Annotated in this window: 11 protein-coding genes; 5 read left to right on the plus strand and 6 right to left on the minus strand. The window is 40.6% G+C overall.

Annotation, left to right across the window (positions count from 1 at the left end):
* The first annotated feature begins 9 nt into the window (after positions 1–9).
* The gene (locus tag NMK93_RS13045) at positions 10–423 is read left to right on the plus strand and encodes a CBS domain-containing protein (protein ID WP_093097648.1); all 414 of its coding nucleotides are present in this window, start codon (positions 10–12) and stop codon (positions 421–423) included.
* 147 nt (positions 424–570) lie between these two features.
* Positions 571–1,035: a copper resistance protein NlpE gene (locus NMK93_RS13050; protein WP_254527755.1), complete on the plus strand. Its 465-nt coding sequence runs from the start codon at positions 571–573 to the stop codon at positions 1,033–1,035.
* 974 nt (positions 1,036–2,009) lie between these two features.
* Here NMK93_RS13050 and NMK93_RS13055 read toward each other — a convergent pair.
* Positions 2,010–3,047 (minus strand): quinone-dependent dihydroorotate dehydrogenase, encoded by a 1,038-nt coding sequence (locus NMK93_RS13055; RefSeq protein WP_185218335.1) that lies wholly within the window; start codon positions 3,045–3,047, stop codon positions 2,010–2,012.
* Positions 3,048–3,099: 52 nt separating this feature from the next.
* Between NMK93_RS13055 and NMK93_RS13060 the strand changes: the two genes are divergently transcribed.
* Together NMK93_RS13060 and NMK93_RS13065 are read left to right on the plus strand one after the other, a co-directional pair.
* A complete protein-coding gene (locus NMK93_RS13060; protein WP_185213872.1) occupies positions 3,100–5,010 on the plus strand; it encodes an ABC-F family ATP-binding cassette domain-containing protein in 1,911 nt (636 codons plus the stop codon).
* Between the two features lie 903 nt (positions 5,011–5,913).
* Positions 5,914–6,525, plus strand: a complete 612-nt coding sequence (locus NMK93_RS13065; RefSeq protein WP_254527757.1) for a DUF4126 domain-containing protein — start codon at positions 5,914–5,916, stop codon at positions 6,523–6,525.
* On the opposite strand, the gene NMK93_RS13070 is transcribed toward NMK93_RS13065, so the two are convergent.
* The 4 genes from NMK93_RS13070 to NMK93_RS13085 all read right to left on the minus strand — a co-directional run bounded on the left by NMK93_RS13070 (position 6,506) and on the right by NMK93_RS13085 (position 10,940).
* The gene (locus NMK93_RS13070) at positions 6,506–7,480 is read right to left on the minus strand and encodes a 1-acyl-sn-glycerol-3-phosphate acyltransferase (protein ID WP_254527759.1); all 975 of its coding nucleotides are present in this window, start codon (positions 7,478–7,480) and stop codon (positions 6,506–6,508) included. The genes NMK93_RS13065 and NMK93_RS13070 overlap by 20 nt on opposite strands.
* Before the next feature lie 70 nt (positions 7,481–7,550).
* Positions 7,551–9,335, minus strand: coding sequence for an ABC transporter ATP-binding protein (locus NMK93_RS13075; RefSeq protein WP_254527761.1), 1,785 nt, complete (start codon positions 9,333–9,335; stop codon positions 7,551–7,553).
* Between the two features lie 51 nt (positions 9,336–9,386).
* Complete coding sequence (locus NMK93_RS13080; RefSeq protein ID WP_237219554.1) at positions 9,387–10,346, minus strand: polysaccharide deacetylase family protein; 960 nt, start codon at positions 10,344–10,346, stop codon at positions 9,387–9,389.
* A 105-nt stretch (positions 10,347–10,451) separates the two neighbouring features.
* Positions 10,452–10,940, minus strand: coding sequence for a hypothetical protein (locus NMK93_RS13085; RefSeq protein ID WP_185213805.1), 489 nt, complete (start codon positions 10,938–10,940; stop codon positions 10,452–10,454).
* Positions 10,941–11,203: 263 nt separating this feature from the next.
* On the opposite strand from NMK93_RS13085, the gene ychF reads away from it, so the two are divergent.
* Positions 11,204–12,304, plus strand: coding sequence for a redox-regulated ATPase YchF (gene ychF, locus NMK93_RS13090; protein ID WP_185213804.1), 1,101 nt, complete (start codon positions 11,204–11,206; stop codon positions 12,302–12,304).
* A 217-nt stretch (positions 12,305–12,521) separates the two neighbouring features.
* Here the strand turns inward: ychF and NMK93_RS13095 are convergent, their stop codons facing one another.
* On the minus strand, positions 12,522–13,286 hold the full coding sequence (locus tag NMK93_RS13095) for an NlpC/P60 family protein (protein WP_185218340.1): 765 nt from the start codon (positions 13,284–13,286) through the stop codon (positions 12,522–12,524).
* Positions 13,287–13,364 lie beyond the last annotated feature (78 nt).

Consider the following 13,364-nt stretch of genomic DNA (forward strand, 5'->3'; position numbering starts at 1 on the left):
TCAAATATCATGAAACAAAGAGTTCCAGTATCGCAGATTATGACAACCGAGTTGATCACATTGACTCCGAAAGATAGCTTATATGAGGCGGAGAAACTATTCAAGAAACATAATATCCGTCACTTGCCTATTGTGGAGGGCAAAAAATTAGTTGGGGTAGTCAGTTATTCTGATTTATTGAAAATTAGCTATGCGGATGTAAACGAAGAGGATGATATCGAAACTATCGTTTATGATATGTACAGCATTCCGCAGTTAATGGCTAAATCACCATTGACGGTAGATCCTGAAGCGACTATAAAGGAAGTGACAGAAACCCTTTCTCAAGTTTCTTTCCACTCCATTCCAGTCGTGGACGGTGAAGACCTTGTAGGGATAGTAACTACTACAGATCTCTTAAAATATTTTATCGATCAATATTAGTATTTTGTTAATAATTAATTTTCAGCTGTAGACCAAATGGGTTTACAGCTGAAATTTTTTATAAGGAAATTTATTATTACAAAAACTCTTGATAACGTAGCTTTTGGCGCAGTTTTTGGGTATTTTTGATTATAAAATTTATGTTATATGAAACAACTATGCTTACTTGCTGGAACCGCAGCGTTATTGACATTCGGTTCTTGTACTTCAAACGCTAATAAACAATTGGAATCTAAAGATTCAAGTGAAACGGTATTGACAGATTCTAACCCCGTTGACAGCACCCATACATCCCAAAATTCGGTTGATTGGGCGGGTACCTATTCTGGCGTATTTCCTTGCGCTGACTGTCCAGGAATCAAAACTACGGTGACCTTAAACTCCGATGAAACCTTTACCTATGAAGGTCAATATCAAGAAAGAGACACTAAAATTGAGGATACCGGTAAATTTATGTGGCATGACAACGGCAGTGTCGTTCATTTAGTAGGTAAAGAAGTAAACATGAAACTAAAAGTTGGCGAAAACCAATTGTTCTCCCTAGACCAAGATGGAAAACCTATCGACGGCCCTTTGAAAGACAATTATATCTTGAAAAAAGTAACTCAATAGTATTGAGTTTATAGATATTGTACAGAGCTGGTTTGAAAAAATCAGCTCTTTTTATTTTTGCCCTAACGGGCAATGTCATTATGTTAAGTTTTTTTAGTCATCCTGAGGTTCACCCGAAGGATCTCGGAACATTGCAAACCTAATTTTGTGAATAATTGCATTGGCGTACAGTTTTTCTATCTTCAATAGTTTGTACTGGCGAACAGTTCCTAAATCTTAGGCTAACACCCCATTGTCGTCCTGACGCAGGAAGGATCTCGGAACATTGCAAACCTAATTTTGTGAATAATTGCATTGGCATACTTTCCTTTACCTGCGGTTATCCTCCGTTTCGTCATCCTGAGGTTCATCCGAAGGATCTCAGAACATTGCAAACCTAATTTTGTGAATAATTGCATTGGCATACAGTTTTTCTATCTGCAATAGTTTGTACTGGCGAACAGTTCCTAAATCAAAGATTTAGGATGACAGGGTCTTTATATTGAGAACCGTACAGATTCCTCACTATTCGTTCAGAATCAAAATGCGTTAAAGAGGGATTCAGAGTGAAGCGAAGAATCTATTTTTTTATTTTTTGAGGTGTTTGTCATCCCGAAATCGTAAGATGAGGGAACTATTTTTCAAATGAAGAGTGGATACTTCCGAGGCCCATTCGGTAAACTCAGGCTGACACAAAAGGTATGGATAAATATTTCACCCAGGCTGTGGGTTCGCCATTACAAACATCAAATTTCTACAAGGATTCCACCCCCTCTGGGGGTAATTATCTGTCCTAAAAGGATGAAGGAGTTAATCACCCTAAAGGGAGATTTTGATGTTAGGATTGCAGGAGGCGGGCTTATGCAATAAGCCCCAACAAATTCGGCTACCTTTCCAGCGACATAATGGACACGATCTTGGTCCATCCTCTCAACCCTTCCATCCTGGTTCATTCCTAGATCTTGGCCCATCCTCTCATCCCTTCCATCCTGTTTCTACCTACTTCTCTCTTTCAAGATCCCCTTACAGATATCTGCCACCAAAGATGGCCCTTCATAGATAAAACCGGTATAGACTTGGACCAAACTTGCTCCAGCATTTAATTTCTCAATGGCATCCGCAGCAGAATGTATACCACCTACCCCAATGATCGGGAAGGCTTTATTGGATTTATCTGCCAAGTATTGGATTACTTCTGTAGAACGACGGGTCAATGGTTTTCCACTGACGCCACCTGGTTCCTGTACCAACATTCGGTGGCTCTGTAATCCCTCTCTGGCGATGGTAGTATTGGTAGCGATTACCCCTGCGATTTTGGTTTCCATCACGATCTCAACGATATCATCCAATTGGGTAAAGGTCAAATCCGGAGCAATCTTTAGAAGGATAGGCTTTGGGTTTGCCTTTTCCAGGTTCAATTGCTGCAATGTATTCAGGATATGCATAAGCGGTTCTTTTTCCTGAAGATCACGCAATCCCGGTGTATTGGGTGAGCTTACGTTTACCACGAAATAATCCACATAGTCAAATAAAGCCTTGAAGCAATAGATATAGTCATTTACAGCTTCTTCATTTGGTGTAACCTTATTTTTACCGATATTTCCACCGATTAAAACACCGTTTCTCTCCTTTAGAAATTTAAGTTTTCCGGCAGCTACATCAGCACCCTTATTATTGAATCCCATACGGTTGATCAAGGCATGGTCATCGACCAACCTGAACATCCTAGGTTTATCATTTCCAGGTTGCGGCTTTGGTGTAACGGTACCGATTTCAATAAAGCCAAATCCTAGTCTAGCCATATCCTCGATGTATTCTGCATTCTTGTCGAAACCTGCAGCCAACCCTACTGGATTCTTGAAGGTCAAGCCAAAGACCTTGGTTTCTAACCTCGGATCTTCTACACAATACAAGGATTTCAACAATGCTTTTGAACCCCATACTTTATTAAAAAATTTCAAGCCTGAAGTCACATTATGATGCGCTTGTTCAGGGTTCATCGAGAAGAAAAATGGTTTAACTAGCTTATACATGAGTGCAAAGGTAGCCAAAGATGCAGAAATATTCATTACTTTTGCACCCGAAATGATATCTATAAATAACTTAACATTTGAAATTGGCTCTAGGGCATTGTACGATGAGGCAAACTGGCATATCAAACCAGGGGATAAAGCAGGTCTTATCGGTGCTAACGGTACCGGAAAGTCCACTTTATTGAAACTTATCGTAGGGGAATACGCACCTACCAGCGGGACCATATCCATGGCCAAAGACCTAAAATTAGGTTATTTAAACCAGGACCTCCTATCCTATCACTCGGAAAAAAGCATCCTCCATGTTGCAATGGAAGCTTTTGAAAGACAAAATCAGCTGCATACCGAAATTGAAAACCTACTCAAAAAATTAGAAACAGACTATTCGGATGAAATCCTGAATAAATTGAGCGATAAGCAGACTGAATTTGAGGCATTGGATGGTTACAGTATCGAATTTCGTGCTCATGAAATCCTTGCAGGTTTAGGTTTCTCAGAAGAGGAACAAAAAAGACCTTTGGCGACCTTCTCTGGAGGATGGCGGATGCGTGTGATGCTGGCCAGGATCCTCCTGCAAGCTCCTGACATCTTATTGCTGGATGAGCCTACCAACCACTTGGACTTACCCTCCATCAAATGGTTGGAAACCTACCTACAAAGTTTTGAAGGTGCAATCGTGATTGTTTCCCATGACCGCTATTTCTTGGATAGGATCATCAATAAAACGGTTGAATCCAGAAAGGGAAAATTGACCCTTTATGCTGGAAACTACAGCTTCTATCTGGAAGAAAAATCATTGCGTGAAGAAATCCAAGGCAATCAATATAAAAACCAACAGGCCAAGATCAAACAAGAGGAAAGGTTGATCGAAAGGTTCCGTTCGAAAGCAAGTAAGGCTAAAATGGTACAATCTCGTATAAAAGCCCTTGACCGAATGGAAAAGGTGGATGAGGTGGATGATGACAACCCTGAAGTGAACTTCAGCTTTAAATTCTCCAAACCATCAGGTCGACATGTGGTAACTATGGAAAACATTTCCAAATCTTACCCGAACGTAGAAATCCTGGAAAACACGAATGGCCTGATTGAAAAAGGTGATAAAATTGCGTTGATCGGTGCCAATGGTAAAGGTAAATCAACCCTATTGCGGATCGTAGCAGATGCAGATTCTGAATTTGAAGGCAAGAGCACTAAGGGACATAATGTTTCCCAGACCTTCTTTGCCCAGCATCAATTAGAAGCCTTGCACTTAGAAAATTCCATTTTACAGGAACTGGTGGCCTTTGCGCCTAAGCATACCGAAACAGAACTACGTTCCATTTTGGGAAGTTTCCTTTTCACTGGAGATGATGTTTTCAAAAAAATCAAAGTCCTTTCCGGAGGTGAAAAATCAAGGGTGGCTTTAGCTAAGGCATTGACTGCAGATGCTAACTTCCTAGTACTCGATGAGCCGACCAACCACTTGGATATGGCTTCCGTTAATATCTTGATCCAAGCCATGCAACAATATGAGGGTACATTGATCGTGGTTTCCCACGACCGTTATTTCCTAGAGCATGTGGCCAACAAGATTTGGTTTATCGAAGACAAAGAAATCAAGGAGTATCCAGGTACCTATCAGGAATATGAGGAGTGGAACTCGAAACGTGTGATCAAACCCGAAGCAAAACAGGAAAAGAAACCGAAAGAGGAACCTAAAAAGGAGAAAGTTGCTCCTACTGAAGATACCAAAAGAATTATCCAGAAGAAAAACAAGGAACTTGCAGCCTTGGAGGAAAATATTGGAAACCAAGAAACCTTGGTTAAGCAATTGGAAACCGAGCTTGCTCAAGAGGAAATCTATTCCGATGCAGTAAAATTGCAGGAACATACCAGAAATTACAACTCTGAAAAAGCCAAATTGGAAACCCTGCAACAAGATTGGGAGACATTGGCAGAAGAGATCATGGACTTAGAAAATTAAAGTCATTTTCTTATCCTAATTCTGACCTTATTCGAGAATCATTCGAGCCATATTCGAGAAATATTCTATCCACTTTGCGAATTTTCCGAATATGTCTCGAATAAGGTCAAACCAAAATCCAGGAAATCTCCTATTTCCCCCATCCTAACTTCACAGCTAGCACCGATGGCAATGCGATTAAGTTCAGTTTTTTTATGCTGAGAGACCAGGGAATATATGGTTTTATTTGCATACTGTTCCTGCACCTTCGTTCATTTCAAATCTAAGATGAGAAAACTATTTTCTATCCATAGAAAGATTTTTTGAAAAATATTTCACCCCCGCTGTGGCTTGGCCGTTTCAAACATCCAAGTTCTACAAAGATTTCACCCCTTCCAAGGGTTTCCCAGATGATAATAAATTAAGTTTGTATGCTGCGGGCATATGCAATATGCCCCTACAGTTTCGGGGACTATCCAGCGACAAATTGACCATGATCTTGGCCTATCCTCCCATCCATTTAATCCTGGTTCATTCCTTTGATCTTGGCCTATCCTCTCATCCATTTAATCCTGGTTCATTCCCTTGATCTTGGCCAATCTTCCCATCCACATAATCCTGGTTCTTTTCCCTAATCTTGGCCTATCCTCCCATCAATTTAATCCTGGTTCTTTTCCATGATCTTGGCCAATCTTCCCATCCACATAATCCTGGTTCTTTTCCATGATCTTGGCCAATCTTCCCATCCACATAATCCTGGTTCATACCTTTGATCTTGGCCTATCCTCCCATCCATTTAATCCTGGTTCAAACCCGAACTCCAAATTAACGAAGAGAACTTAACGCTCATTATATTATACTCCCCTTCCATTTTGAATATCAGATTTGGCTGGAAATTTGTGCAGGATTTAATAAAACCAGATCATGACCGACATTCTACCTTTTATCATATCGTTATTTGTGGGAATTGGGCTTGCTGCTGCCACGGGTTTTAGGGTATTTCTACCGATATTCTTTTTAAGTCTGGGCTCTTACTTGGGTTGGATCCCTTTGGACGAGAGCTATGCCTGGGTAGGCGGACTACCAGCAGTCATTGCAACAGGCTTGGCTACCCTATTTGAAATATTGGCCTATTACATTCCATTTATTGATAATATCTTGGATAGCATTACGGTTCCATTGGCAACTGTTGCTGGATCTTTATTATTTGCAACGCAGTTTACCGAAGTGAGCAGTTGGATTCAATGGTCGCTGGCATTGATTGCCGGTGGAGGTACCGCCGCTACTATCAGTTCGGTGTTTGCCGGAACTAGGGCAGCATCCTCTGGTACAACCGCTGGGATCGGCAATCCCATCATCTCCACGGTAGAAACCGTTGGATCTACCATTATGAGCATCTTGGCGATATTCTTACCGATATTAGCCGGAATCCTAGTTTTCCTTATCCTATATTTCGCCATTAAATATGGTAAAAAACTATTGGACAAAGTCAGAAAAAAGCCAAAGGTGAATAAATTTAAGGATTCAACCTATTAACTCTTCCTTCCAAGTTTTCCTCGGCTACCTGGACAGGTTGATATTGTACCCAACAGTAAGATAGAAAAGGAAGTAGGATAAATACCAGAAAACCCCACCAAAAACTGAAGATATTCCCTATAATAATACTTAACAGCAACACGATTACCGGATAGGAAAACAACAGTACGCCAAACAAGAGTGAATCATAGAATATACTGTTCTCTGTTTTCTGTTTTATTTTCTTTTTGACCAATTGATAGTACCAATTATGGGAATAATGGCCCAATAAAGCAGGGAACTTCATCCATGCACGTTCCTGTTGGATGCCATCATTTGCAGCTACGTAACGGTTTAACATTTTGGCATCCATTTCCTCCCTTAGGCTCCTGATCAATTCACTCGTCAACACTTCAGAATTGTTCAGGTAGTCTGTCGAATCAATGGGATTTAATGCTTCCAAATAAATTGCTTTCGGCGTATCATCAAAGGAATTATAGCTGAGGATATAAGGTTGGACTTGGATAGGCACATCCATTTGCACCGCACGTTTGATTATGGAAGTTAAACCTGAGGTCATGAAAGGCTTCAAGTCTATTTGGTTTCTCGACACGCCTTCCGGAAATATCAGGAGTTTGCGGCCCATTTTCAATTGGCGCACGCATTCATCATAGGTAAATCCATTGCTAATATCAGCATCCTGACTATCATTCTTCTTATAGATAGGCAACATAAAGAAACTACGTAACGCCCAGTTCGCCAAGGGTTTTTCAAAGATATCTCCCCTAGTCAGGAAACATATTTCCGAGGGTTGATGCACCGAGAGAACCAAGGCATCAAAAAAGGAATTGGGATGATTTGAAACGATTACAGCAGGTTCATCCTTTGCTGCTAGTTCCAAGTTTTTTAATTGCCAATCTGCCACATACCAGTTCATGCCCAGTTTGACAAATGATCTTAGGATTGGATAAAGCATAGATTAATATTCTCAATAATTAGAATCCAAATTTTCCTATAACAAAAAACACGCCTAATTTTAACAAATACTAATCTTCTTTCATGGATTCGGTAATCTTATGGATATTGAGGCTATTGGCCATTGCGCTAAAAATCTTATAATAAGCGCCATGCAGGTCAAATAGCTCTTCATGGCTACCATCCTCTACCACCCTACCTTTTTCCATCACAATGATATGTTCGGCATCAATGATCTGAGAAATACTATGCGAAACGATGATCACTGTCCTACCCACTTTGATGGCGTCCAAGCTATTTTTGATCTGTTCGGTTGCGATTGCGTCCAAATTGGCTGTTGGTTCATCCAGGAAGATAATCGGAGGATTCTTAAGGAACATCCTTGCAATGGCAATTCTTTGCTGCTGTCCACCAGAGAGCAGATGGGCTTCGGCATCATAGCCATTCGGTAGATCGAGGACCTGCTCATGAATAGAAGCTTTCTTAGCGGCTTCGATGATCTCTTCCATACTGGCTTCAGTCTTTCCGTAACGGATATTGTCGGCAATACTTCCTTTAAAAATATGGTTCCTTTGTAAAACCAAGCCGATATTCTCCCTCAAAAATTCCGTATCATATTCCCTAAGGTCCACCCCATCCAGATATATTGCTCCAGAGCTTGGTTCGTAGAATTTATCCAATAGATTGATGATAGTACTCTTTCCGGCACCGGACAATCCTACCAAGGCGGTGTTGACGTTTGGACAGATCTCCATGCTGACATTGTGCAAGGCCTGATGTCCATTTGGATAGCTGAAATCCACATTCCTGATCTCGATCAGCCCTTTAATTCTTTCGGGTCTATAGGTACCTGAAGGTTCCTTCTGCCCTTCATCCTCCAGGATGCCAAAGAAGCTTTCACAATAGATCAGGGCATCGTTGACCTCATCGTAGATCCGGTGAAGCTGCCTGATCGGTGCAGAAACGTTATTGAAAAGCATAATATGGAACATGATGGCACCGATGGACATCTGTTCGTTCAATACAAAATAAGCGGTCAGGATGATGACGATAACCACGCCGATCTGTTCGATAAATCCCTTGATGCTTTCAAAGATAAAGGAGGTTTTACGAGTAGCCATTTGGTTCTCGGTCATCTCGTACTGAATCTTTTTATGCTTTTCAGCTTCAGTGTCCTCACGAACGAAGGACTTGATCACGGTAATGGAATCTATCAGGTTGATCAATTGGTTACTCTTATTTTCCCTGTACTGACGCATGTTCCTTCGAAAGCCAGATAATCTCTTGGCCTGCAACTGAGAAACATAAAAATAAATCGGTATGATAAACAGGCCCACCAAGCCAACATAGAAATTCGCAAGGAACATACAGACCAAGGCGACGATGGCATTTGCAAAGAGCGGAAGGATATCGATAAAGAAGTTTTGGACCAGTCGGGTCAGCGAGCTTATACCGGCATCAATCCGGGTTTGAAGTTTTCCGGACTCATTGATACTGGAAGTATAGAAGGCCATTTTATAGGTGAGGATACGATCGACAATGGCTTGCGAAAAATCGCGGGCGATCATGATCCGCAATTTCTCACCGTAGTATTTTTGTCCAAACTGAACGATGGAATAGATAATTTCCTTACCCAGTAATATGGCGGAAATAACGCCTAATAGATAAAGTCCAGTTCGGAGGGGTGTCTTGTTGACGAGGAGGTCACTGATGGTATCAACGGTGTACTTTAGGATAAAGGCATTGACCTGTGCAGCAAAGGACCCAACAACCGTTAGGATAAGGGTATAAAAAATGAGATTCTTATACGGCTTGGTGAAGGGTAATACTTTTTTAAAGAGTTGGGATATGGTCATAAAATTTAAACTTTAAAGTACTCAAAAAGTTTAAGCCTCCGCACTCTGTAACTAATATTTTATAGGATAATTCTCTATGAAATCAAACTTATAATCTTTGTGTTGCTTCAAGCTATCAATTAGATTGCTCAATAATTGTTGTCCTTTTTTATTTTGGAACATATCGTCATGCATCAGTAAAACGATATTATTTGGCTTCAATGTTGATTTATTTCCTAACATGTTACGGATACGGCCATAGATCTCTTCAACAGACTGAACAGGTTTACCGGTCAAGCCATTGATTTTCCATTCTACGTCCCATCCATAGATCTTATAGCCATTGACACCCAGTAGGTCAGCAGTTTGGCTTCCTGAGGTTAAATCTACACGGCGAACATCATCAAATAACCAGATGTTTCTTCCTGGCATCCGAACGATCTTATGTTTCAGGCCTAAATCTGTTTCGCATTTTTCGAAATCAGCGACCGCTAGGTCAGGATTGCTGTAAAATACATGGAATTTATTGGCAGCATGCGAATAGCTATGGTTGTAACATTCAACAAGTGGATTGTTCATATAACGATCAAAATCTCGTTTCAATCTTTTGCTCATGCCAGCATGCTTACCTACTAGGAAAGCAGAGATCTTGGTGTTTTTAGCGGTGATAATGGAGTCGATAGCGGAACTACCAATCAATGGGCCGTCATCAAAAGTAAGGTAGATGTGCTTATCCTTTTTATTCAATTCACGGTAGATGGAATCTCTAAGCATCTTTTTAGCTTGCTTAGGTTCGATTTTATTTAAGGAATCTACAGCTGGAAAATGGATTTTCCCTTTGTTCAGGGAGTCCAGGATATCCATCAGTTTTACCGTATCCTGTTGCAACTTGGATTCAGCATCAACCAGTGAGTTTCCTGTCGAATCCGAAGGATTCGAGCTGTTAGGTGAGCCTACAATAGAATTACAGGAGTAAACTGAGATTAGTGTGGAAATAGCGGCAATACCAGCGACGATAGTCTTCTTCAACATAGCCTTTGAGGGTCTCTTAAAATTTGTACAAAGCTAAAAATATTTGTCGACATAAGAAAGGGACTTCAAGCTGAAGTCCCATCCCATTTATCCCTATATTATATGCTAATCATCGTAATGTCTTCCTTTTTTCCAACGCTTATCCATTTTTTTATGGTACTTGTAATGTTCTTTTTCCATTTTGCGATAGCGTTTATCGGCGCGGTGATGATGTCTTCCGCCATCACGGATTGTAACCTGAGAATAGTTCCTTGAGTAACCATGATAGCGATCATGATAATGCCTATGGTTCCTCCAAGGCCTTGATTCATTGATCACCACTTTATAGGTTCTATGGAAGTCACGACCTCTATATCTTCTCGGTATATTCCTGTGTGACACCCATGTACGGCCATCGTAGTAGGTATAGTAACGATTAGAAACATCGTAATACATATCAAACTCTGGCATGTAATAATACCTGGCGTAGTCATAGCCAACTGGTCCCCATGAAGGTTGTACACCAATGTTCAAGCTTACATTTACTTGGGCATCTGCCGGTTTGACGAAGAATAATCCTCCAAAAACTAATGCTGCGTAGAATAACTTTTTCATAAAAACCTCCTTATATCTTTAGGACCAATCGTCCGGTTATGTTTAATGTTCTGACAGGCAATTTGAAGGAAAGGATTAATATGAAAATGTTAAAAAATGTAAATTCATAGCTACAGTATTCAGAATCAAGGCTTTAAAATTCATCTTTTTGTCATTTTTTACAATTTAACATTCAGCAAAACTCTCGAAAAATACTCTGTCTGCCCTACCCGATTCTATCAGCATTTTTGTTATCTTTGTCGCAATTTTAACAAAATAGCAATATGGCATTACAATGTGGGATCGTAGGCCTACCAAACGTAGGTAAATCAACCTTATTTAACTGTTTATCAAACGCTAAAGCGCAAGCTGCAAACTTCCCGTTCTGTACCATTGAACCAAATGTTGGTGTCATTACAGTTCCGGATGCTCGCTTGAACAAATTAGCAGAACTTGTCAATCCGCAACGTATCGTTCCTAATACCATCGAAATCGTCGATATCGCTGGTTTGGTGAAAGGTGCTTCCAAAGGTGAGGGTCTAGGTAATCAGTTTTTGGGTAATATCCGTACCACAAATGCTATTATCCATGTCTTGAGATGTTTTGATGATGGCAATGTGATCCACGTTGATGGTTCTGTTGACCCTATCCGTGACAAGGAAATCATCGATACGGAATTACAGCTTAAAGATTTAGATACCGTTGTAAAACGTATCCAAAAAGTTGAAAAAATGGCCAAGACTGGTGGCGATAAGGATGCAAAGAAAACCTATGAAGTTCTTTCTGTAGTGAAAACGCATTTAGAGTCTGGAAAATCTGCCCGTACTGCCCCTATTTCGGAGGAAGATTTCGAATTCATCGATGACTTGACCTTATTGACCGTAAAACCTGTACTTTATGTATGTAACGTAGATGAGGCTTCTGTAAACACAGGAAATGCGTATGTTGATCAGGTTAAGGAAGCTGTAAAGGATGAAAATGCGGAAGTATTGGTTATCTCGGCACAGATCGAATCGGAGATTGCCCAACTTGAAGACTATGAAGAACGTAAAATGTTCTTGGAAGATCTAGGTTTGGATGAATCTGGGGTTCACAAATTAATCCGTGCAGCTTACTCCTTATTGGACTTAGCAACTTACTTTACGGCAGGTGTTCAAGAAGTACGTGCTTGGACCATCGAAAAAGGATTTACAGCACCACAAGCTGCCGGCGTAATCCACACCGATTTTGAAAAAGGATTTATCCGCGCCGAAGTAATTAAATACAATGACTTCGTACAATTCGGATCAGAAGCAGCCGTTAAAGAAGCTGGTAAACTATCCGTAGAAGGTAAAACATATATCGTTGAAGACGGGGACATTATGCACTTCCGATTCAATGTTTAGGTAAATAAAAAAAGCGACTTTAAAAGTCGCTTTTTTTATTTAGACATAAGATCTGGGATTGGGGTCAGCTCCCCCTAGACTCCGCTCGGGGTTCATGCCCAAAATGGATGGCATTTTTGCCAAGATCTTGGTCCATCCTCCAATCCTTTGAATCCTGGCTCATTCCATAATCTTGGTCCATCCTCTCATCCCTTGAATCCTGGTTCAACTCATTTGTCTAAACCAGCCTTTTAACTATCCTCAACTTATGGGTAGTCTGTTGGAGGTCATGGTTATAGATACCTTCATTGTCGATGGAATCGATTCGGACCTTTTCTACGACATGCAGGATTTCCTCATCGGAAATGACGATTCCGAGATGATCTACTTCGCCTTCTTCGTTGATGAAAAAGGCTAAATCACCACCTCTTATTTCTGAAATAAAATCTATGGAAGTGCCTAATTGGAGAATGGAGGGAATGTCTTTAGGGATTTCAACACCGAAATGACGGTAAAACAAGCCGCATAAGCCTATATTATCGACTCCATGCACTGTTCTTCCCTTATAGGAAAATGGGGTATTCAGATAGCTTGCTACGAAGTTCTCCAATTGTTCGCGATCTCTTTCCTCTTCGTAACCTTCTTCGGTATCGCGGAGATCAGAGAGGATCTTGTAATTATCTACAGCAGTAATGATGCTCTTGTTTTCCGGAATTGGGCTACCATGAAAGATCTGCATGGTTTTGTTCTCCCCAGCGACGGCATAGCCCCCTACCTCATCGATGATAAAATCTGCGGGGATAATCTCTTCCACCAGTTCAAACTGTCCTTCCATGATCCAACCTTGGATCTCTGAATCGGGAAGCTGGATGAATGCCCATGACTTTTGTCGCTCAATAATGGTAAATGCTTCCGCAAATAGAAGTTCATAAACGCGGTTAGCTGAAAACTTTGGGGTCTCGAGAACCGAGATCGAACTTAAAACACAAATTCCTAATGCCATAAAATATGCTGTTTTTATAAAACAATTAAGCTAATTTAATCGTTTTTTATATATTAGATATACATTATAATCTAAATA

The organism is Sphingobacterium sp. LZ7M1 (genome assembly GCF_024296865.1).
GTDB lineage: Bacteria > Bacteroidota > Bacteroidia > Sphingobacteriales > Sphingobacteriaceae > Sphingobacterium.

What these genes read in the sequence shown, in the direction of transcription:
- NMK93_RS13070 (WP_254527759.1), bottom strand. Translation starts at nt 7,480, where the DNA reads ATGCTTTATCCAATCCTAAGATCATTTGTCAAACTGGGCATGAACTGG.
- NMK93_RS13065 (WP_254527757.1), top strand. Translation starts at nt 5,914, where the DNA reads ATGACCGACATTCTACCTTTTATCATATCGTTATTTGTGGGAATTGGG.
- NMK93_RS13045 (WP_093097648.1), top strand. Translation starts at nt 10, where the DNA reads ATGAAACAAAGAGTTCCAGTATCGCAGATTATGACAACCGAGTTGATC.
- NMK93_RS13055 (WP_185218335.1), bottom strand. Translation starts at nt 3,047, where the DNA reads ATGTATAAGCTAGTTAAACCATTTTTCTTCTCGATGAACCCTGAACAA.
- NMK93_RS13050 (WP_254527755.1), top strand. Translation starts at nt 571, where the DNA reads ATGAAACAACTATGCTTACTTGCTGGAACCGCAGCGTTATTGACATTC.
- NMK93_RS13075 (WP_254527761.1), bottom strand. Translation starts at nt 9,335, where the DNA reads ATGACCATATCCCAACTCTTTAAAAAAGTATTACCCTTCACCAAGCCG.
- NMK93_RS13080 (WP_237219554.1), bottom strand. Translation starts at nt 10,346, where the DNA reads ATGTTGAAGAAGACTATCGTCGCTGGTATTGCCGCTATTTCCACACTA.
- NMK93_RS13085 (WP_185213805.1), bottom strand. Translation starts at nt 10,940, where the DNA reads ATGAAAAAGTTATTCTACGCAGCATTAGTTTTTGGAGGATTATTCTTC.
- NMK93_RS13095 (WP_185218340.1), bottom strand. Translation starts at nt 13,286, where the DNA reads ATGGCATTAGGAATTTGTGTTTTAAGTTCGATCTCGGTTCTCGAGACC.
- ychF (WP_185213804.1), top strand. Translation starts at nt 11,204, where the DNA reads ATGGCATTACAATGTGGGATCGTAGGCCTACCAAACGTAGGTAAATCA.
- NMK93_RS13060 (WP_185213872.1), top strand. Translation starts at nt 3,100, where the DNA reads ATGATATCTATAAATAACTTAACATTTGAAATTGGCTCTAGGGCATTG.